This window comes from Hymenobacter sp. UYAg731, from assembly GCF_054061335.1.
In genome coordinates, this window is record NZ_JBSSEC010000003.1 from 290,790 (window position 1) to 313,407 (window position 22,618).

Sequence of the window (22,618 nt, forward strand, 5' to 3'; positions counted from 1 at the left end):
CTGTATTGTCACGCACCAACCTCAAAATCCGCGCAGTCAATATATCATTAATCAATGAAAAAAATTTAACCAGAATACCTAATTCCCTTCATGCGGTGTGCTTATAGATAGTACGGGCATTGCGCAGTGAGAAAAAGTCATTGGCAGCTAAAGGACTGTCAAAGCGAAATATCGCAGCCCTACTGTAGGTACATTTTCGGCAAATGCCGTACTTTCATCTTTTAGACTGCCACCCCCATACTGTTTTCCCTTTTTTTTCATACACCCACTTTTACAACTCGATGAAGAGAACCTTACTATTAAGCCTGCTCTTGCTGCTGACCCTGGCCGGGCGGAGCTGGGCACAAACGCGACAGGTAACGGGCCGCGTGCTCGACAAAAGCAATAACGAAGGCCTGCCCGGGGTGAGCGTTATCGTGAAAGGCACCACCACGGGCACCGCCACAGATGCCGATGGCAAATTTGAACTGAATGTGCCGGGCTCAGCCGCTACGCTGCAATTCAAGTACTTGGGGTACATCACTACTGAGCAGCCGGTCGGTACTGGCGGTGCGGTAAACGTGTCCATGGCCCTCGACAATAAGCAGCTGGACGAGGTGACGGTAACGGCCCTGGGTATCTCGCGCGAGAAGCGGGCACTGGGATTTGCCGTGTCAGAAGTGAAGGCGGAGCAAGTAGTGCAGAAATCGGAGCCCGATATTTTGCGTACCCTCACGGGCAAAGTACCGGGTGTGAACATCATCAGTTCCAGCGGGGTGCCGGGCTCCTCTTCCCGCATCACTATCCGGGGCAACACGTCGCTACTGGGTAGCAACGAGCCGCTATTCATCGTAGACGGCGTGCCGTACGACAACTCCCAGACGGATTCGGAGAACTCGCTGGTACACGGTGCCGGCTACTCCAGCCGCACTTCAGATGTAGACCCCAACAACATTGCCACCATCAATGTGCTGAAAGGTGCAGCCGCCGCAGCGCTCTACGGGTCGCGGGCTGCGGGTGGGGTAATCGTTATCACCACCAAAACTGGTGGCGGCGGCCAACGCGGGGCCAAAGGGGTGCAGATTGGCTACACCACCGGCTATTCCGTGGAGAAAATCGCGGCCCTGCCCGTGTATCAGAATAGCTACGGCGCGGGGGCCAACTTCGTGCAGACGAACGTGAACGGCTCGTGGGGTCCGCAATTCGGCAGCAGCTTTGCACCGGTCGATATCGCCCATCCGCAGGCGTTTGACCCCATTCTGAATCCGGACTTTCCAAACATTCCGGCGGGCACCAGAATCCCGTACCAGGCCTACCCCAACAACGTGAAGGACTACTTCAATACGGGCCATGTGTTTGAAAACTCGGTTTCGCTGAGTGGAACCGGTGACAATGCTTCGTTTACCACCATTCTGTCGCGCGCCGACCAGCAGGGCATCATTCCCAACTCGTCGTTCATCCGCAATAACGTGAGCGCCGGGGGCTCGGGCCACTTCAATAAGTTCACGGTGAGCGGCAACGTGGCTTACACCAACAGCGAGCAGCACGGACCGCAACTGGGTGCCAACAATGCCGTGGGCAACAATTCTGCCTTTTCACGCATCCTGTTCCTCACCCGCAGCCTCGACCTGCAAGGCCTGCCGAATACCGACCCTATTACCCACGCACCGGTGTTTGCATGGCTGACTGACCAAGCCGACAACCCCATTTGGTCGACCGCCAACAACAGCTACGTTTCGCGCGTTGACCGGGTAGTAGGCAGCGTGGGCCTTGCTTACGCCATCAAGGACTGGCTGACGGTGACCTACACGGGCGGCGTGAACACCTACACCGATTTCCGGCGCACGACGGTGCGCCCCGGCTCAGTGGGCTACGGTAAATTGGGCAACGTGCTCGAAGACAGCTTTCAGAATACCGAACTGGAGCAGACCTTGCTCGTGAACGTGAACAAGAACCTAACTGAAGACATCAGTCTGACCGCCAGTTTCGGTCAGAACGTGAACCAGCGCAAATTTGAGGGCCTGTCGTATACCGGTGGCCCCATCATTGTTTTTGGCATCGACAACATCGAAAACACCGAGCAGAAAAACACCAATGGCTATGCCTATAGCAAGCGCCGCCTTATGGGCCTGCTGGGCAACGTGACGGTGGGCTACAAAAACTGGGCATTCCTGACTGCAACCGGCCGCAACGACTGGTCGTCCACCCTAAACAAGAATGGCGTATTCGGCCAGAGCGGCCGCTCGTTCTTCTACCCCAGCGTAAGCGGTTCGGTCGTGCTCAACGAGGCACTACAGTTTAATACGACTTGGCTGGACCTGTTCAAAGTGCGGGCTGCTTATGGCCGCGTGGGCCGCGATGCTTCACCCTACCAAGCCGGTGCGCCGCAGTATACCATCAACCCCCAGTTTGGTAACAACACGGGCACCACTGCGTTCCCTTTCAACAACGTGCCGGGTCTGGCGCTGAGTAACGTCATTAACAACCCGGCACTGACCCCGGAATTCACCACCGAGTTAGAGGTTGGCACGGAGATTACCCTGTTCCGCAACCGGGTTTCGCTGAATGCTACTTATTATGACAAGCGCTCAACAAACCAGATTTTGCCGCAGTTCATCGCGGCATCAACGGGATACGGGGTGCGGGTGACCAACTTCGGCGAAGTATCGAATAAGGGCGAAGAGATTGCTCTGACGGTGGTACCAGTTGACAACCGGGGGTTCCGCTGGAGCAGCACCTTCAACTTTACCCACAACAAAAACATCGTAGAGAGCCTTGGCAACGGGGGCGATAAAGTAGCCCAGATTCCGTTCGGTACCAACTTTGCCGGCGGCCCCTACTCGGTTCACATCGCGGGCCAGCCTTATGGCGTCATCTTCGGCTCGACGGCCGCCCGCGACGACAAAGGCAATTACCTGATTAACCCCACCACTGGCCGCCTAATTCAGGGCGACAGCAAGATTATCGGCAACCCGAACCCCCAGTTCATCATGGGGTTCATCAACCAGTTTACTTACAAGGGCATCACCCTGAACACCCTGATTGACTACCGCAAGGGTGGCGATTTGTACTCCACGACCTTGCAGCAGGAGCTCGGCCGGGGCACCACCAAAGACACCGAAGACCGCAACCGCCTCATCATCATCAAAGGTGTACAGGGCAGCACGGTTACGAAGCAGCCCATCCGCGATGCCAGCGGCAGCACCGTCCCGAACACAACGGCTATTTCCTTGAACGACCTGTATTTCGGTACGGGCTCGGCGGCCATTGGCGCTTATGATGAGCAGTCGATTTACGATGCTACCACGGTGCGGCTGCGCGAAATCACGCTGGGTTACGACCTGCCTAAATCGATACTGGGTAAAACGCCCTTTGGCTTGGTCAACATTTCCGTGTCGGGCCGCAACTTATACTGGTACTCGCCCAACATCCCGAAGTACACCAACTTCGACCCCGAAACCAGCACCTTCGGCGCTACCAACCAGCAAGGTTTCGAGTACACGAACGCTCCCACCACGCGCCGCTACGGCGTGAACCTGCGGGTGACTTTCTAATCCAAGACTTTTGGCTTCCTAGCTATATGAAATTTCGTCAATTACCCACTGCACTCGCGCTGCTGAGTGTGCTGATTGCCGCCCCTGGCTGCAAAGACTTTTACGACGTAAACGTAAACCCCCTGGCTCCTACCAAAGCGGAGCTGTTCTCACTGCTGCCGGTAACGCAGGTGGCCATGGCTACCGGCCTTGGCGACAGCCCCTCCGGCATGAGCCAGTACACGATGGCCCTGATGCAGCAGCTGGCTTCCGCCCGCAGCATCGGCACTTTTCAGCAGGCCGGCGACTCTTTTTCTAACGAGTGGTCGTCGCTCTACACCGACATGCTGGTCAACAACCAGCAAATCATTACACAGGGCACTACTGAGCAAAGCTGGACATACGTGGGCATTGCCCAGATTCAGCGGGCATTTGTGTTCAGCCAGATGGTTGACATGTGGGGCAGCCTGCCCTACTCCCAAGCGTTGCAAGGCGGCACCATTGGTACCCCCCGCTTCGACAGCGACATGGAAGTCTACAACGGGGGTTCAGGTATTCAGAGCCTGTTTTCGCTTATCGACGAGGGCATCGCCAATCTGGCCAAATCAGCACCGGTAGCGGGGCTGCCCAAGGCTGACCTCATTTATGGTGGCGACAAGGATAAGTGGGCGCGCTTCGGCCGCAGCCTCAAGCTGAAGCTCTACAACCAAATCCGGAAGACCCGCAATGTAGCTGCTGATGTGACCCCACTGCTGACCGCCGACCTGATTAAAAGCGGAGAGGATTTCGAGCTGAAGTACGGCACCTCCATCAACCCCGACAACCGCAACTTGGGTTTTATTGCCGACTACGCTACCCCTGGCCGCGAAAACCGCATCAACCCCAACTTCTATCTCAGTATGAAGGCGGGAACTGACCGGTATTATACCGGGAATGTCGGCGCGCCAGACCCCCGGGTACGCTATTATTTCTTCAACCAAGTACCAGATAACGCTACGGTTGTTACTCCGCAGGACTTTGTTTCTGGCAATTTTGTGACGGTACGCTTCGGCAGCAATGGTCCTTACATTGGCACAGTGGCCAGCAACCTGATTACCCTGCCCGGCCTTTACCCAGTGGGGGGGCGCTACGACGATGGCAAAGGCGGCACCGCCAGCGCCACGTCCAGCATTGCCGGCACCGTAAGCGCCAAAGGGGTAGTAGCCCAGCGCCTGCACACCTACTTCAGCCGTAAGTACACCGAAGCCGAACTGCAGCTGACCGTATTGAACGACAACAATGCCGCTACGAACGCGCTACAGGCTGCCGTGCAGGCATCCTTCGACAAAGTGAACAGCATTGCCATTGCGGATGGCAGCCCGGTGATTGGTCAAACCCTCGTGACCGCATACCTCAACGCAGCTCTAGCCGCTTTCAATCGCTCCGGCGCGACCATTGAAGACAAGCTCGAGGTAATCATGTACGAGAAGTATGTGGCCAGCTTTGGCTATGGCGTAGATATGTACACCGATTTCCGCCGCACCTTCCACCCCCGCATCAAGGTACCCGGCAACTCGGAACCCACCCGGGGCATCATCGACGACAACGACCCGGCAACCGTATCGACCGGGCCATTCCCGCGCCGCCTGTACTACCCCATCAACGACCTGCTGGTGAATCCCAACGGCCCCCAGACACAGGATTCGAAGCCCATTTTCTGGGACAAGTAGCCTGGCCTTGGCCATTTATTCTTTTCAAACCTTCGCTAGTTCATGAAAAAATTATTATTCAGCCTGTTGTGCCTGGCCTCGCTCGCCGGGACCACCAGTGGCTGCCGCGAACAGTCGCGCATTCCCGAGCCCGCTACGGACAGTGTGCCGCTCATCCTGCCAGAAATAAATCCCAACAAGTCCTTCTTCCCTTTTAGAAGGGCTCAATTATCTGAACAGATAAGGATGGACAGCTTCACTTTGAAGCCCGCTTACTATACCCGGCCAGTATTTGAATTTGTTGTCAATCCTTCGCAAGGGTATGCCGAACTGCAAACCGTTGAAGTATACAAGAGTTTCCGGCGGGGCACTACGCTTGGTCCGCGGGTAAAAGTCGCGGACCTAACCAGCTTTCCAGCGACCATCAGCCTCTCCAGTCAGGAGATTTTGCAAGGTTTGTACCCCACTTCTATAGCGGGTACCCTCCCACTTCTGGCCAATCCGACTGTTCTTACTTTGAATAACCGGATTGCCAAGAACGACGCTATTGTCTTTACCTTCGAATACGTGCTGAAAGACGGGCGTAAAATCATTCTGACTCCCCTTTCCACCGTTGATGGTTCGGTGGGTGCCCCAACCGGCACGCTGATTAATGCGCCTTATGCTGCAGTTGCAGTTTTTAAATAGCCGATTAGACACATCTGCTTAAAATGTCGCACACATATTGAGTAAGACCTGCTACAGCAGAAGCAAGACCAAATGCAAAAGGCGCCTATTACGCCTGCCCCTGTTTACTAATCCATCAAAAGTGTACCCGGAATTATCTAATTCCGGGTACACTTTTTTAATTAAAAGCAGTGAATTGAAATTATGACCAGCAGCAGGGTTTTACTCATAAGTTCAAAAAAATAGCATTATTTTATGTAAGCAATTAGAAATCAGGTATTTAATTTTTCAGCCACTTAACAAATTTGGGGGACTTCTATGTTAGGCTTATAAAGCCAGTAAATTTTCTTGCCAAATGCTGTCCTTATGGCAACTGTATGGGAACAATGGCTTATTTTTGATAATCTTAAGCATTCCCCCACTTTTTTACTTTTTTTCAATCTTAACCTCTAGTCCATGAAAAAAATCTTACTCATGAGTATGATGCTCATGTTTACACTTCTTCACGGAGCGATGGCGCAAACGCGCACCGTTTCTGGAAGGGTAACAGACCAGAAGTCCTCTGAGGCCCTGCCCGGAGTAACGGTGCTTCTGAAAGGAACCACGACCGGGGTATCAACGAATTCGAACGGTGAGTATAGCCTGGCAGTGCCCGCCACTGGTGGCACACTGGTGTTTTCGTCCGTTGGAATGGCCACGCAGGAGCGAGCGCTTGGTGCCGAATCTCAGATTAGCCTTGCCCTAGCACAAGACGCCCGCCAGCTGAGTGAAGTAGTAGTAACGGCTCTTGGCATTGAACGCGATACCCGTTCGCTGGGCTATGCTACGCAGCAAATCAAAGCCGACCAGATTTCGCAAAAATCGGAGCCCAACGTACTGAGCGCGCTACAAGGCAAAGTATCGGGGGTGACCATCACCAATTCGAGCGGTCTGCCCGGTTCGTCAACCAACATCAACATCCGCGGCATTACTTCGCTGCAGGGCAGCAACCAGCCGCTGTTTGTGGTGGATGGTATTCCGATTAGCAACAGCTTGGACCGCACCAACGGCGGCTCGCTGGGCACCCTGGGCGGTGCCCAGACCTCGAACCGTGCTCTCGACATTGACCCCGAGTCGGTGGAAAGCATTAACATCCTCAAAGGCCCCGCCGCCGCCGCCCTTTACGGCTCACGAGCTGCTTCGGGAGCTGTCGTTATCACGACCAAATCGGGTCGCAATGCCAACAAGAAGCTGGAAATCACCGCTACCTCCGGCTTTGCGCTACAGCAGGTATATGGTATCCAGAAGTTTCAGAACGATTATGGCCAAGGCCTAAGCGGTATCAACCTCACGGCCATTCCCGCCGCCGGTGGCGTGTACGGTGACATCAATACCGCTGGCGCTGCGTCTTGGGGTCCACGCTTTGGCACCACGCCAACGCTTGCCAACGGTTTACTACTCGGCAACGGTGCGCTCCTTCCCTATCGTGCCTACGAAGACAATATCTCAGGCTTCTTCCGTACCGGCCGCTTGCTGACCAACGGCGTGAGCCTGCGTGGTGGCAACGCCGACCAGAACTTCATTCTCAGTGTCAACAACACCGACCAGAAAGGCATTTCGGAGTTCAACGACCTGACGCGTACCAACATCCAACTGGGTGGCGCTACTAAGCTGCTGAACAAAGTGACGGCAGGTGGTTCGGTGAACTTCACTACCACCAACCAATTGGGCTCGGCTATCGGCAATGGCAGCAGTGCCTTCGGCACGTTGGTTAACATTCCCCGTAGCTACGACCTGCAAGGGCTGCCTTACGTGAACCCTACCACGGGCCGTAGCGTTTTCTTCGCCGGCACTGACAACCCCCGTTGGAACCGCGAGTTCGTGACGACGACGTCGGACCTAACCCGCTTCATCAGCGTGGCAAACGTAGCGTATAATATCACGCCTTGGTTGAATGTGATGTACCGTGCGGGCCTGGACACCTACACCGACCGTCGCAAGGGTGTCTTCACCCCGGGCGCGGCTCGCGTACCTACTGGCCAGGTACTTGACCAGGTGTTCTTCCGCAGTGAGTTCACCGGCGACCTGATTGCCACAATGAAGAAAGACAACCTGTTTGTGGAAGGCTTAAACGCCAACCTGCTGCTCGGCCAGCAAGTAAACTCGCGTCGCTTTCAGAGCGTGACTTCGCGTGCTGATAACTTGCTGGTTGCGGGTTTCCCCAACTCATCGGTGGCTTCGGTTTACTCGAACGGCACGGGCGAAAACACTTCGCTACGCCGTCTGCTGGGCTACTACGGTTCGTTGGACCTGGCCTACAACAACTACTTGTTCCTGACCCTGACCGGTCGCGCCGACCAGTCCTCGACGCTACCCAAGAACAACAACACCTTCTTCTACCCCTCGATTAGCGGCTCGGTTGTTCTGACTGATGCTTTGAAAATCACCTCTGACATCCTCTCGTACGCGAAGTTGAAGGGCGCCGCGGCACAGGTAGGTAAAGACACTGACCCCTACAACTTGGCTACTACTTACAACGTGGTTAGCGGCGGGAATGCCTTTGGCAACAACGTAGCCAACCTGAACTTCCCCTTCAACGGGGCAGGCGGCTTCAGCCTTGGCGACACGCAAGGTAACCCGAACCTCAAGCCTGAATTTACCCGCTCATACGAAGGTGGAGTAGTTTTGGGCTTCCTCAAGAATCGCATTACCCTGGACGCAACGTATTTCTTTCAGACCAGCCGCGACCAAATTCTTCAGTTGACCACGCCGGCTTCCACCGGCTTCCAGCAGCGGGTAGCTAACGCTGGCCGTCTGGACAGCAAAGGCATTGAAGCCACGCTGACCCTGCTTCCCGTACGCAGCACCGCTTTCAACTGGGAAATCACCACCAACTTCACCCGGATTAAAAGCGAAGTGATTGAGTTGGCCCCCGGGGTTATTACCTCGCAAATCAACGGCAACGCTTTCGGCGGCACCATTCCTTCGTTCCAGGTTGGTCAGCCTTACGGCATCATCATTGGCAACAAAAAGCCTACTTCACCCGACGGCAAATACATCATTAACCCCACGACGGGTTTGTTTGCTCCAGAAATTGCTGGTGAAATCATTGCCAATCCGAACTTCAAATGGCAGGCTGGCATCAACAACAGCCTGAACTACAAAGGAGTTAACCTCTCGTTCCTGATTGATACCAACCAGGGCGGCGAAGTACTGTCGTTCACCAACAACTTCTATAAGTCTAATGGCGCGTTGGCCGAAACCGGCGTGAACCGTGAACTACCCCGTGTTATTCCTGGCGTAATTGAGGTGAAGGCTGCCGACGGCACCGTAACCGGCTACCGCCCCAACAACATCCAGGTATCGGCGCAGGACTACTGGCGTTCTTTCGGCCTGCAGAGTGACCTCGGCGTGTACGATGCGACGGTGTACAAGCTGCGGGAGGTTTCGTTGGGCTACAGCCTGCCCAAGACATTGCTGGAGCGTACGCCCTTCGGTGCGGTTAGCCTCTCGCTTTCGGGCCGCAACCTGCTTTACTACGCTCCTAATGCCAATTTCGACCCCGAGTTGAACACGCAGGGTGCTGGTAACATCCGCGGCCTGGATTTGCAAGGTCCACCAAACGCTCGCACGTACGGTGTTAACCTTCGCCTCACCCTGTAATATTGACTTCCTATAAAATGAAATATCCCTCATTTTTTCGTTACGCCGCTGCTAGTGCTTTGCTCCTTGGGGTGACAAGCTGCAACAAGGACAAATTCCTGGGTGACAACCTGGACCCCAACAACCCGCAGGTAGTGCCCCCCGGGGTGGTGCTGACCAGCCTGGAAGCCCACACGGCGTTCGTGATGACCAACACCGTTGGCCGGGTTACTGAACTGTTCATGCAGCACTACGCAGGCATACTCAACCAGCCACTGGGCTACGATACGTACGCCATCCGGGGCGAGTTTGACAACGAATGGCAGTTTGATTTGTATGCCGGCACTTTGGCCGATGCGCAAAACATCATCGAAAACGGCAGCAAGAATGGCCCTGCCTACACCGGCATTGCGAAGCTGATGAAGGCCTACAACTTTGCTCTTGTTACTGACCTGTGGGGTGATGTGCCCTACTCGCAGGCACTGCAACTCTCAAGCTTCCAGCAGCCCCGCTTCGATAAGCAGGAGTACATTTACAAAGGCAACACCGAGTTGGGCATTCAAAGCTTGTTTGACTTGGTACGCGACGGACTGGTTGACTTGGATAAGCCGGCTGGTGCCACGATTCCCACGGCTACTGACGACCTGATTTACCGGGGTGACCTCAGCAAATGGAAAAAGTTTGGCAACACCTTGCTACTCAAGTTTGCTTTGCAAATCAGCAAAAAAGACCCTACGCTGGCCACAGCCGTAATAAAGGAAGTGCTGGCTAAAGGCCCTACCAACTACATCTCGGATAACGCCGACGACTTTCAGTTGGCTTTCGGCACGACGGTGGGCAACCAGAACCCCTTCTACTCTTACAACGTGACCAACCGCCCAAATGACCAAATGGCCAGCAAGCGGTTCATTGACAGCCTGAACCTGCGCAAGGACCCACGCCTGCCCCGTTTCTACACCAACTCTCCAGCCAATGCGTTAGCAACCACCACAGACTTTGGGTTGTTCACGGGTTACAACAACGGTGGTCCAGGTACTATCGCTGGTGTAGGCAACCGTTCGGTATATAACACTTACTTAGTCGGTGGTAGCGGGGAAGCCCCCGTTCGGATGCTAACCAACTTCCAAACGAAGTTTATCCTAGCTGAAGCGGCTGTGTTGCTAAACACGGGCGAAGTTGCTCAGACGCGTTTCACGGAAGCCATCCGTGCCTCGATGACCAAGGCCGGCGTAGACCCCGCTGTTATCACCGCATACCTGGCTGCCCCCACGAGCCAGCGCTACGTAACGCTGGCCGGCACGGCTGACCAGCAGCGCAATCAGATTGTTTCCCAGAAGTGGATTTCGCTGTTGGGCAACGGCTACGAAGCATGGAACGACTACCGTCGTACGGGTTACCCCCGCTTGCAGCCCGTAGATAACCCAAGCCCAGACAGCCCGGTAATTCCCCAGCGTTTCTTCTACACGCTGACGGAGATTCAGTCGAACGCGAGTAATGTTCCCTCCCCGCGTCCGAGCCTCACCGCGCCGGTGTGGTGGGCTACGAACTAAGCTTATGCTTAATGTCTGAACTCTAACATTCTTATGTTCGATACTCCAATGAAAAAAACTCTGATTCGCGTTTTTACGCTTGCCTTGCTATCCGTCAGTGCATTCTCTTGCAAAAAGGATTACGGCGATAAAATTGGTCCTATTCAGGACAGTCTCGCTGCTATTCCGGTAACGGTGAAGAATGCGACTTACTTCGAGCGCGTTCCCATCGTTACGGCCTCAGTAGCGACTGGCACGGTTAACATCACCCTCCAAATTCCATCGGACAAAGGCAAAATCAAGGAAATCACGCGTGTGGCGGCTGGCAATACCCTGGCAAACCTGCAAAGCAGCGAGGCGTACCAGTTGAACTACAGCTCCACCACGAAGACCCTGACCCCGACTCCTGGCAATGGCAGCAACGAAATCACTTACTCGGGTACGTTGGCAGCTTACACGGCGTACCGTGCCCGCATCGCTACTCTTCCGGACTACTCGGCGGGTGTCAACACCGCTGGCACTGCAGCTACGGTTACGATGATTGGCACGCCTCCGGTAGTTGACGAGCGTGCTCCGAATCATCTGCGTTACTGGTTTCTCATCAAACTCGAAGATGGAACCGAAATCGTAACGACAGAAGTCCGGGTTCGTCTCCTGCCCTAGTTTTGACAAACTAACGGCACACAAGAAAAAGGCCCTTGCTCATAAAGCAAGGGCCTTTTTCTTGTGTGCGATGCGGTAAAATGTATCCCACGGGTGTCTACAGGATATACTGGCTCAAGTCCCGGTTCTTCACCATGCTGTTCAGTCGCTCGTTCACCAGTTCCGCCGTGATGAGGATGCGGGCGTTGGCCCCAATCTTATCCGGCACGTCGTAGAGAATGTCGTTAAGCAGGCGGCTCATGACGGTGTGCAGGCGGCGCGCCCCGATGTTCTCAACTTCGGCATTGACCTCGAAGGCAATTTCGGCCACGCGCTCCAGCGCGGCATCTTCGAAGGTCAGCTCTACTTCTTCGGCTTTGAGCAGCGCCTCGTATTGCTTGGTGAGGGCATTTTTGGGGTCTTTGAGAATGCGGAAGAAGTCCTGCCTGGTCAGGCTTTGCAGCTCGACACGGATGGGGAAGCGGCCTTGCAGCTCGGGAATGAGGTCGCTGGGCTTGGAGACGTGGAAGGCCCCGGCGGCGATGAACAAGATGTGGTCGGTGTTAACGATGCCGTACTTGGTGTTCACGGCCGAGCCTTCCACGATGGGCAGCAGGTCGCGCTGCACGCCCTGGCGGCTCACGTCGGGGCCGCCGCCGCCGCTTTTGCCGCCGCTGCTGGCCACTTTGTCAATCTCGTCGATGAAGATAATACCGGCGTTTTCGCATTGACGCACGGCTTCGTCCTTCACTTCGTCCAGGTCGATGAGCTTGGCGGCTTCCTCGTCGAGGAGGAGCTTGCGGGCTTCGGCCACGGTCACCTTGCGCTTGCGGGTTTTCTTGGGCATCATGTTGCCCAGCATGTCCTGAATGCCTGAGAGGGTGCCCTCATCCATGCCGGGAGGCGCGCCCATCACGCCGATGCTGGGGCCGGCCTGGGCCACCTGAATTTCGATTTTGCGGTCTTCGAGCTCACCATTTTTGATTTTCTGGCGGAACCGCTCGCGCGTGCGCTCATTCAGTTCGGCATCGGAATGGGGCACGTCATCTCCTCCCCCACTGCCAAAACCGAGGCTGGTTTTGGCCCCGGCAGGTTGGGTGATGGCCGGAATCAGTGCATCGAGAATGAGTTCTTCCACCGCGTCGGCGGCCTGGGCTTTCACGGCTTCCTGGCGGCGGGCCTTCACGCGGTTGAAGGACTGCTCGGCCAGGTCGCGCACCATGCTTTCCACGTCGCGGCCCACGTAGCCCACTTCGGTGAACTTGCTGGCTTCCACTTTCACAAAGGGCGCATCGGCCAAGTGGGCCAGCCGGCGGGCGATTTCGGTTTTGCCCACGCCGGTGGCCCCAATCATGAGGATGTTGTTGGGGACGATTTCGGCCTGCATATCGGCCGGGGCGTGGAGGCGGCGCCAGCGGTTGCGCAGGGCAATGGCCACATGGCGCTTGGCCTCGTGCTGGCCGATGATGTATTTATCGAGTTCAGCCACAATCTGGGCCGGGGTCAGGAAATCTTGGTTGAGCATGGGCAATGTACGGAGGGAGGCAGAAAAAGAACTGTCATCCTGAGCAAAGCGAAGGACCTCATGACCGTTGAACAGCTAGCAGTATTGATTACTGCAAAAGTCATTTGGGGGTGATAAGGTCCTCCGCTTTGCTCACGATGACAAGCGCTATTCGCTCCAATAAGTTGTTACTCCTTCTTCTTAAACAAGGAATCCAGGTTGCGCGAAATGGTGAAATACTCGCTGGAACCAGCTGCCTGCAACGTGGCGTGGGTATAATCGATTTGAAAGGTGCTGATTTTCAGCATCACGCCAAAAGCCAAGCCGGCGCTGCCGCTGGTGTTGTCGAGGCGCAGCTCACGGCGCTGCAAGTGGTTGTAGGCGGCCCGGAGCTGGAAGCCTTTGCCGAGGATGAGGGCGGCGCTGGCGGTGAAGTGGCGTGCCAGGTTATCGCTGAAGCTTTTGGTGGCCTTTTTCTCGTTGCCGCTGGCATCGAGGGGGCCGCGGGCGTTGGGGTCGAGGTACTGAATGTCCCACTGCTGCAAGTGGTGGGCCGTGAGCGAGAAGCGCAGCGGCATGTGCTCGGGCTTCACGGTGGCCCCGATTTGTACGTCGAGCGGCAGCGGGCCGCGCTCGGTGCCGGGATAGGGCGAGAACTGATAGCCGGCATTTTTCACGGCCAGGCCCGCCGTGAAGTCGGCCGTGGGGTGCTTGTACACCACGCCGGCATCGGCCACGCCGGCCAGCGAGCGGCTGCCCGCGATGCTGGACACGGCCAGCTTAGTGGTGGCCCCAAACGTGAATTTGCCCTTGGTGTAGGAATCACTCACGCCCACGGTGTACTCATTCACGCCAAACGTGCCCAGGCTGTTGCCGGCCGGGTCGTAGCTCTCGAAACTGCCGTAGTTGAGGTAGGTGACGCCTACGCCGAAGCGCCCGGCCTTCTGCGTGTTGAACACGTAGGCGGCGGTGCTTTGCTTGATATCGGCCAGGTAAGCCACGTAGCTCAGGGCCAGGCGGCCGTCCATGTCGGCGTTGAGCAGCGCGGGATTGCCATAAAGCATGGTGGGGTCGTCGTTGCGGTCCGAAACGCTCATGCCGCCCAACGCCGCCAGATGCGCGCTGGGCGGCAGGTCCAGAAACGGAAACACCGTGCGGCCGCCCAGCTGCTGCGCCGCCGCTGGCCGCAGCCCTATCAGTCCCATCAGAAGTAAAAATCCGGTAGCCCGGCGCGTGGAAAGCTGCTTCATTGCTCTAAGTTACGGCCCGGGGCCTGTTGTACCCACTCAACGTTTGCCCAGCGGGTTTTCGCATACCCGGCGCGGCGGGAATTCCGCCGGACGCACGCCGCAATTTCGCCAAACGCGTCCGTGTGCTACACCAAGACTTCCGGGCACGGCCGGGTGGCGTTCGGCCGCGACCGGATTAAATCCGGCCGGGACCGAATGCCACCCGGCCGCAACAGGATTGTATCCCGCCGAGACTGGGAACCATCCGGCCGGAGCCGGATTGAATCCGGCCCCGACCGAGCGCCGCCCCGCCGGGGCCGGATTCTATCTGGCCGGGGCTGAACGCCAGCCGGGCGCGGCCGGCCCCTACTGCACCTCCACGCTCGGGCCGGGGGCGGGCACGGGCTCGTCGCGTACGGGCAGCTTCTGCGGGTGGGGCACCAGCTCATCGAGCAGGGCCACGCGCAGCACGTCGTCCACGCGGTCGGCGTAGTGAATGGTGAGGCCCTTGAGGTAGTCCTCCTGGATTTCCTCGATATCCTTGCGGTTTTTGGGGCAGAGGATGATGTCCTTCATGCCGGCGCGGCGAGCGGCCAGCAGCTTCTCCTTGATGCCGCCCACGGGCAGTACCTTGCCGCGCAGTGTGATTTCGCCGGTCATGGCGAGGTGGGCGCGCACCCGGCGCTGGGTGAAGGCCGAAGCCATGCTGGTGAAAATAGCAATGCCCGCGCTGGGACCGTCTTTCGGCACCGCGCCTTCGGGGAAGTGAATGTGCAGGTCGTACTGCTCAAACAGGCGGTAATCGATACCGATTTCATCGGCCCGCGAGCGCAGGTAGCTGAGCGCCGTAATGGCCGATTCCTTCATTACATCGCCGAGCTGGCCGCTCAGCGTGAGCTTGCCACGCCCCCGGCTCAGCAGGCTTTCCACGAACAGAATATCGCCGCCGACGCTGGTCCAGGCCAGGCCGGTTACCACGCCGGCGGTATCGTTGTCCTGGTACTGGTCACGGTCGAAAATGGCCCCGCCGAGGATTTTGCGGATTTCGGCGGGCTCCATCACGGCCGGCAGGGGCTCTTTGCCGGCCTTTCGGCGGGCCAGGTTGCGCGTCACAGCGGCCAGCTTGCGCTCCAGGCCGCGCACCCCCGATTCCCGGGTGTAGTCGTCGGCCACGCGGTGCAGGGCGGCATCGGTGATTTTCACCTCGGCTTCGCCCAGGCCGTGCTCTTTAAGCTGCTTGGGCCAGAGGTGCTTGCGGGCAATCTGCACTTTTTCTTCCTGGGTGTAGCCGGTCAGGTCGATGATTTCCATGCGGTCGCGCAGGGCGGGCTGAATGGTATCGAGCGAGTTGGCCGTGGCGATGAACAGGACCTTCGAGAGGTCATATTCTACCTCCAGGTAATTGTCGGTGAAGGTGGCGTTTTGCTCCGGGTCCAGCACTTCGAGCAGGGCCGAGCTGGGGTCGCCGCGAAAGTCGCTGCTCACCTTGTCAATCTCATCGAGAATGATAACCGGATTAGAACTGCCGGCCTTCTTAATCTGGGCGATGATGCGGCCGGGCATGGCCCCCACGTAGGTTTTGCGATGGCCCCGGATTTCGGCTTCATCGCGCACGCCACCCAGGCTCATGCGGATGTACTTGCGGCCCATGGCGGCCGCAATGCTGCGGCCCAGGCTGGTTTTGCCCACGCCGGGCGGGCCGTAGAGGCACAGAATCGGCGCTTTCAAATCTTGCTTCAGCTTGAGCACGGCGATGTACTCAAGGATGCGCTCCTTCACTTTTTCGAGGCCAAAATGGTCGGCGTCGAGGATTTTCTTGGTCTGCTTGAGGTTGAATTTGTCCTTGGTGTACTCGCCCCAGGGCAGGTCGAGCAAGAACTCCACGTAGTTCATGCTCACCGAGTAGTCGGGGGCCATGGGGTTGGTGCGGGCCAGCTTCTCCATCTCCTTCTTGAAGTGGAGTGCCACGGCTTCGGGCCATTTCTTGGTTTCGGCGCGGACGCGGAGGCGGTTCACGTCCTCGTCGGGGCCTTCCTGGCCGAGTTCATCCTGCAAGGTTTTGAGCTGCTGGCGCAGGAAATACTCGCGCTGCTGGGCATCAATGCCGGTGTGGGTTTTGGAGCGGATGTCCTGCTTGATTTCCAGCAATTCGGCCTGGCTGAGCAGGGCTTCCAACAGCAGGCGGGCCTGGGCTTCGGGGTCGGCCAGCTCCAGCAGGCGCTGCTTGGCGGGTAGGTCGAGCTGCACGTTGCTGGACAGGAAGTGCGTGAGGAAAGCCGGCGACTGAATGCCGTCGAGCATGGCCCGGGCTTCCATCGGAATCTCGGGCGTGAGCTCTAGCACCTTGGTCGCGGCCTCGCGCAGGGCCTGCAAAAGGCCGAATTCGCCGGGAATTTCGGGGTTCAGCGCCACTTCGGGGAAGTAGCTGACGCGGGCCACCAGCGGCGTGAAGCTCAGCTGCTCTTCCACCGTGAAACGCACCTGCCCTTGCAGAATGATGGTGATGTGGCCATCGGGCTGCTCCAGCAGCTTCAAAATGCGGGCCAGCGTGCCTACGTGGTGCAGCTCGTCGGTGGTGGGCTCGTCGGCATCGGGGTTGAGCTGGGCCACCACGCCGAGGAGCTTGTCGGCGGCGTAAGCTTTGCGTACCAGCTTCACGCTTTTTTTGCGGGATACCGTTACGGGTAGTACCACGCCCGGAAACAGGACGGTATTGCGCACCGCCAGCAGGGGCAACGTGGCGGGGGCATCGTCGCCGCGCAGGAGGTGTTCGGGGTCGGCGGCCATAATGGCAATGGCTTCGGGTTGGGAATTAGCGTCGCTAAGCGTACGAGCCGGAGCCGCCGCAGCAGAATAAAAAGAGGCCAGATGCATGAACGGAGATAAAGCAGAAGCAACGGCCGCAGGTGCCAGAATGGCAGTTTGCAGCCTTTAGATGGGGAAGATACAAGGTACGCTTTCCCGGCGCGTTTGGGCTTCAAGGGCCGTGCCAGCGGGCCGAAGCGGCCAAAGCGGCGTAGCAGCCCCAGCGACAGGCACTCAATATGGCTAATTCCCTAAATTGTTGGCAACTTGCGCAATATTTCATGTCGAAAACTCTACCCATGTCGGCTTTATTGCGTCGAAGCTGGTTGCTTTTGCTGTTAAGCGCGGCCACCGGGCTGCTGGCCGCGCCCACCGCCCAGGCCCAGCGCCGGCCCGCGAAACGGATTCCCGCCGCTGCCTCCCCTTCCGCCGATACCACCAGCGGCGGGGCCTCGGCCGCGCCCAAAAAGGCAGTTCCCACCCGCAAAGCCGCGACGGCGGCTCCGAAACCGGCCATCGCGCCCGGCACCTACCGGGTGCGCGGCCTCAACAGCCGCGTGAGCCGCAAGCTGCACCTGCGGCCGGACGGCACGCCCGATTTCATTTTCATCAACAAATACCCGTTTTTTGAGGATAAGAAGGCCCTTAAAGCCATTAACAAGGCCGAAAAGCGGCGGCAGTACCACCAGACGCGCCTGCTGCTGGAAGACTACGTAGCCAAGTTCGGGCCGGTCAATTTTGAGAAGAACACCAACATGCTCTGGCGGCTGGGCCAGCTGCTGGAACGCGACAGCCAATCGGTGAAAGCCAAGGCTTACTACCGCTTGGCCCTGAAGCACAGCCGCGCCGATACCAAGCGCGTGCAGCTATACTACGACTCGTTGGAGCAGAAGAACACCGACCTGTACGTGCCCCTAAAAACGTACTATGACCTGGTGGAATACCGCAAGAACCTCAACACCTTCCACCCACCCAAAGGCGTGTACACGACCATGGGCGATGCCATCAACAGCAAGGCGGCGGACTATGGGCCGGCGCTGGCCGGCAACGATTCGCTGCTGATTTTCAGCAGCAAGCGCAAGCGGCGCGGGCTGACTGGCGTGGTGGACGAGGACCTGTACCTCTCCCGCCGCGAGGGCGTGAGCTGGAGCGATGCCGAGCCGCTGCCCAAGCCCATCAACTCGCCCAACAACGAGGGCTCAGCCTGCCTGAGCAAGGACGGGAAGACGATTTACTTCGCCCGCTGCGAGTGCGCCACCTGCCACGGCAACTGCGACCTGTACACCGCCACGCGCGGCAAAGACGGCAAGTGGAGCGCCCCCAAAAGCCTGGGCCTGCTGGTGAATTCGCCGGGCTGGGACTCGCAGCCCACGCTCTCGCAGGGCGAGGACACGCTGTATTTCGCCTCGGACCGATTGGGCGGGTTTGGGCTGTCGGACATTTACTACACCCACAAGCTACGCAACGGGCAATGGAGCCCGGCCGAGAATGTGGGGCCGGTAGTGAACACCCGGGAGAACGAGGTGAGCCCGTTTTACCACCCGCTGTACCATGTTTTGTACTTCAGCTCGCGGGGGCAATTGCTAAATTTTGGCGACTTCGACATCTATAAAACCTACCGCGTGGGCGGGCGCTGGCAGGAGCCCAAGAACATTGGTCCGCTGGTGAACGGCAAGGGGTCGGAGTACTATTTCACCATCGATAGGGAGAGCAAGAACCTGTACTACGCCCGCTCGGAAGCGCAGGAAATCAACAACCTCGACCTCTATTCCTTCCCGCTGCCGATGGAGGCCCAGCCGCTGGCCACCACCCGGGTGGAGGGGACGCTGCTGGATTCGGTGAATAGCAAGCCGCTGAAGGGCATCGTGAGTATTATCGATACCGACAACGGCGTGGAGGTAGCCAGCAAGTTTATCCGGCCCGATGGCACGTTTGACTTCGAGTTGATTGAGGGCTCGCACTACGCGATGCTGATTCAGAGCAACGACTTTTTCTCGGTGGAAAAGCAGTTTGCGCTCAAGGGCGACACGGTGATGACCCTGCTCACGAATAGCATCGACTACAAAATACCGCTGATTTTCCGGAACCTGGAATTTGAGCAGGGCAAGGCCACGGTGCTGCCCAGCATGCACAGTACCCTGGACCGCATTGCGCTGTTTTTGGTGGACCATCCCACGTTCCGGCTCAGTATTTCGGGCCACACCGACACCAGCGGCGACCCCGACGTGAATGAGAAGCTCTCGCAGGACCGGGCCGAGGAAATCCGCCGCTACATTGAGCGCAAGGGCAAGCTAGCGCCTAACCGCATCGAGAGCTTCGGCTACGGCTCCAGCCACCCACTCAAAGACGAGGTAACCGACGCCGACGCCAAGGTAAACCGCCGCGTGGAGTTCAAACTGATGAAGCCCGATGGCGACAAGCCCGCCGACGGCGGGGCGTGGAAGTAGCGCGAAGCCGCCCCTACTCCACCACCAGCACGCGCACGGTTTTGCCATTGAAAGTGGCCTCCTCCCCCACCCGAAGGCCCTTGAGCGCCATTGCCACGGGCGCGGCGGGCGATACGGCAAATACGTCGGTACCGGGCAGCTGGCCGGCGCTGATGCTGATGTAGAACCGGCCCATACTGGTACGAACCAAGGCCCCGGGCCGCACGGTATCGCAGGGCAGGTCGGGGCTGATACGGGCCAGCTCGGCTTGCAGCTGCTGGGCCTGCTGCATGTGGGCGGCGTTGCGGTCGCGCTCGGCGTTGGCCATTTCGCGGCCGGTTTCATACTTGTCGCCGGCGCTGCTCTTAGTTTCGGAGGAGGACGATTCCTGGGCCGCCTGCATGGCGGTGCGGGCGGCGGCAATGCGCTGCTCGATGAAGGCGTTGCAGAGGGCGTGGAGGGCGGGCTTGGTAGGGTTCACTTAGGCTATGTGTAAATGAATAACGACTCGTTCGGGAGCCACTGCGGCTATTTGCCGCTCGCATTTCCATTTTGACTGCGGCGTTATTCCCTGAATTGTGTTGCCATCGTCAATAATATCGCCGTGTTCATACACATAGCAAGTATAATTCCACAGAGCCTGCCCAACAGCACCCTCGTCCAGATTTGCAAAGCGAATTTGAAAATCGGGCAAGCCCAGCAAGTGTAGGCCCACGGTATCCATCAGGGTTTCGCCGGCAGTGCCGTTGCTGATGTTGAACAGCCGCACGTTCACAAGGCCATGCAAGGGGCGTTGGTTGGGGTTGGTCCAGGCATCGACTAGGTCGTCGGGCGCAATGAGCTTCTGGGCCGCTACCGGATACACTACCTGCGGGTGTGTGGAGCGGGTTACGGCCACCAGAAAATCCATGAATAGCGTGAGCCGAGTTTTGTAATCCAATGTTCGGGACATGAAATCGGAAACCAGAAACTCGAAGCGGCAAGTATCAGCAGCCTCGTTTGCTTCTGCCCAATGCCAGTTTTGCTGAAAAGATTCGGGGGCAACTTCTGCCTCTTCATTGCCCGCATTTGGCAGGAATATCGTGCATTGAGCCGCGATACTTCCATCCTCAAACTGCACTTCAATATCGGGGAAGAAGTAGAGCAGCGCGCTTCCACTGTCGGGACTTTGAACTCCGGGATGAGTTGTTTGCAGTTCGTTCGTGATGCGTCCCTTATCAATGACTGGCTTATCTGCGAACAGCAGCTTGGCCGTCAGCATTTGCGGATAGTTTCTCAACGGCTCCTCTGGAATGACATCTACCTTTTTCTTTTTTCCGAAATCAAATAATCCCATTGCTCAAGAATTGGTTTGGTTAGCTGCAACTGCTGCTCAAGTTACACTCGGTAGTTACTTAGCCGCGATGAGCCCTTCCGCCACCGTTCTATCGTTCCCCAGACGCGGCACCTTGTTCTGCCCGCCCAGTCGGCCCAGGCTTTTCATGTAGCGCTGAAAGGCCCCGGCGGGCAGCGGCGTGAGCTGCAGCGACACCAGGATGTTGCCCCGGCGCAGGTCGTCGTAGTAAGTGTTACGGCGGCGCAGGGCGGTATCGAGGGCGGCGGCGAAAACTCCAGTATCCTGCGGGGGACGGGCGAATTCCACCAGCCACTCGTGGCGCGAGGGCGTGGCGGGGTCGTCGCTCACGAGCGGGGCCACGGTAAATTCGGTGACTTCAACCTCTGGGGTCTGGGCCATGACTTCGCGCAGGGACTGCTCCACCTCCTCCCCTATCACGTGCTCGCCGAAAGCCGAGAGGAAGTGCTTGATGCGGCCCGTGACCACCACGCGGTGCGGGCGCAGACTCACGAAGCGCACCGTGTCGCCGATACTGTAGGCCCAGAGGCCGGCGTTGGAGGTGAGGACGACGGCATAGTTGCGGTCCAGCTCCACGTCGGCGATGGTGAGACGGGGCGCGTCGGGCTCGAAGAACCGCTCGGCGGGCACGAATTCATAGAAGATGCCGCTGTTCAGCAGCAGCAGCAGGCCCGGGTTGCCGGGCTCGTCCTGGAAGGCCAGGAAGCCTTCGGAGGCCGGAAAAAGCTCAATGCTGTCCACTGGCCGGCCGATGCTTTCGAAGAGCTTAGCGCGGTAGGGCTCGAAGTTGACGCCGCCGTACACGAACAGGTTGAAGTCGGGAAACAGGTCCTTGATGGGCCGGCCGGTGCGGGCCGTGAGGCGGTCGAAGTACATCTGCACCCAGGGCGGAATGCCGGATATCAGCGTCATCTTTTCGCCCAAAGTTTCATCCACGATGCGCTCCAGCTTGGTTTCCCAGTCCTCAATGACGTTGGTTTCGTAGCTCGGCAGCTGGTTGCGGCGGAGGTACGCCGGCACATGGTGGTTGGCAATGCCCGAAAGCCGCCCTGTACGGATGCCGTGGTGCATTTCCAGCTCCGGTGAGCCGGATAGGAATATCAGCTTGCCATCCAGAAACCGGCTGCGGCCGGTGCGATAGATGTAGTAGAGCAGGGCATCCCGGGCCCCTTCGATGTGGTTCGGAATGCTGTCCTTAGTAATGGGGATATACTTGGTGCCGCTGGTGGTGCCGCTGGTTTTGGCCAGGTACAGCGGCCGGCCGGGCCAGAGCACGTCGGCCTCGCCGGCCTGGGTACGGTCGAACCAGGGCTTGAGGGCCTCGTAGTCGCGCACGGGCACCTGCCGGGCCAAATCGGCGGGCGTGCGGATGCCGCCCAGCTCGTGGGCGCGGCCGAAGGCGGTACCGGCCGCCGTGGCGGTCAGCTTCGCCAGCAGCTCGCGCTGGGTGGTTTCGGGGCGGTGCTGCCAGCGGGCGTAGCGGCGGGCAATGTAGCGGGCCAGGGGCTGGCTCAGGGTGGCTTTCAATCCCATATATTCCGAAGTAAAAGGCCGTTGGAAGGGCTGCGAAGGTACGTTGAGGACGTTTGGCTGTGGCTGCTTGAGCAACCTGCGTCGCTGGCCGCCGTTAGGGTTTGCAGGG

13 protein-coding genes are annotated in these 22,618 nt (G+C 58.1%); 7 read left to right on the plus strand and 6 right to left on the minus strand.

The genetic code is table 11. From position 1 onward, the window contains the following. Positions 1 to 281: 281 nt before the first annotated feature. The 6 genes from ACVWYF_RS09360 (at position 282) to ACVWYF_RS09385 (ending at position 11,679) form a co-directional block, all read left to right on the plus strand. On the plus strand, positions 282 to 3,533 hold the full coding sequence (locus ACVWYF_RS09360) for a SusC/RagA family TonB-linked outer membrane protein (RefSeq protein WP_457067069.1): 3,252 nt from the start codon (positions 282 to 284) through the stop codon (positions 3,531 to 3,533). 26 nt (positions 3,534 to 3,559) lie between these two features. After that, positions 3,560 to 5,221 carry a SusD/RagB family nutrient-binding outer membrane lipoprotein gene (locus ACVWYF_RS09365; protein WP_457067071.1) on the plus strand — a complete coding sequence of 554 codons (1,662 nt, stop codon included), beginning with the start codon at positions 3,560 to 3,562 and terminating at the stop codon, positions 5,219 to 5,221. 42 nt (positions 5,222 to 5,263) lie between these two features. Then, the gene (locus tag ACVWYF_RS09370) at positions 5,264 to 5,887 is read left to right on the plus strand and encodes a hypothetical protein (protein WP_457067073.1); all 624 of its coding nucleotides are present in this window, start codon (positions 5,264 to 5,266) and stop codon (positions 5,885 to 5,887) included. Positions 5,888 to 6,379: 492 nt separating this feature from the next. Beyond that, positions 6,380 to 9,508: a SusC/RagA family TonB-linked outer membrane protein gene (locus ACVWYF_RS09375; RefSeq protein ID WP_457068213.1), complete on the plus strand. Its 3,129-nt coding sequence runs from the start codon at positions 6,380 to 6,382 to the stop codon at positions 9,506 to 9,508. A 71-nt stretch (positions 9,509 to 9,579) separates the two neighbouring features. After that, entirely contained in the window at positions 9,580 to 11,037 is a 1,458-nt protein-coding gene (locus ACVWYF_RS09380) for a SusD/RagB family nutrient-binding outer membrane lipoprotein (RefSeq protein ID WP_457067075.1), read from the plus strand. 48 nt (positions 11,038 to 11,085) lie between these two features. Continuing rightward, complete coding sequence (locus ACVWYF_RS09385) at positions 11,086 to 11,679, plus strand: hypothetical protein (RefSeq protein ID WP_457067077.1); 594 nt, start codon at positions 11,086 to 11,088, stop codon at positions 11,677 to 11,679. A 97-nt stretch (positions 11,680 to 11,776) separates the two neighbouring features. Here ACVWYF_RS09385 and hslU read toward each other — a convergent pair whose 3' ends face one another. From hslU to lon, 3 genes are all read right to left on the minus strand, one after another. Next, the gene (gene hslU, locus ACVWYF_RS09390; protein ID WP_457067079.1) at positions 11,777 to 13,183 is read right to left on the minus strand and encodes an ATP-dependent protease ATPase subunit HslU; all 1,407 of its coding nucleotides are present in this window, start codon (positions 13,181 to 13,183) and stop codon (positions 11,777 to 11,779) included. Between the two features lie 167 nt (positions 13,184 to 13,350). After that, complete coding sequence (gene porQ / locus ACVWYF_RS09395) at positions 13,351 to 14,412, minus strand: type IX secretion system protein PorQ (protein ID WP_457067081.1); 1,062 nt, start codon at positions 14,410 to 14,412, stop codon at positions 13,351 to 13,353. Between the two features lie 345 nt (positions 14,413 to 14,757). Next, entirely contained in the window at positions 14,758 to 17,265 is a 2,508-nt protein-coding gene (gene lon, locus ACVWYF_RS09400) for an endopeptidase La (protein ID WP_457067083.1), read from the minus strand. Between the two features lie 257 nt (positions 17,266 to 17,522). Between lon and ACVWYF_RS09405 the strand changes: the two genes are divergently transcribed. Beyond that, complete coding sequence (locus ACVWYF_RS09405; protein WP_457067085.1) at positions 17,523 to 19,643, plus strand: OmpA family protein; 2,121 nt, start codon at positions 17,523 to 17,525, stop codon at positions 19,641 to 19,643. A 13-nt stretch (positions 19,644 to 19,656) separates the two neighbouring features. Here ACVWYF_RS09405 and ACVWYF_RS09410 read toward each other — a convergent pair whose 3' ends face one another. Genes ACVWYF_RS09410 through ACVWYF_RS09420 form a run of 3 tightly spaced genes read right to left on the minus strand, consistent with a single transcriptional unit; the run spans position 19,657 to position 22,509 of the window. Next, positions 19,657 to 20,103 carry a 3-oxoacyl-ACP synthase gene (locus ACVWYF_RS09410; RefSeq protein ID WP_457067087.1) on the minus strand — a complete coding sequence of 149 codons (447 nt, stop codon included), beginning with the start codon at positions 20,101 to 20,103 and terminating at the stop codon, positions 19,657 to 19,659. Then, positions 20,104 to 20,958, minus strand: a complete 855-nt coding sequence (locus ACVWYF_RS09415; RefSeq protein ID WP_457067090.1) for a DUF4261 domain-containing protein — start codon at positions 20,956 to 20,958, stop codon at positions 20,104 to 20,106. A gap of 54 nt (positions 20,959 to 21,012) precedes the next feature. Continuing rightward, positions 21,013 to 22,509 (minus strand): GH3 family domain-containing protein, encoded by a 1,497-nt coding sequence (locus ACVWYF_RS09420; RefSeq protein ID WP_457067092.1) that lies wholly within the window; start codon positions 22,507 to 22,509, stop codon positions 21,013 to 21,015. Positions 22,510 to 22,618: the final 109 nt, after the last annotated feature.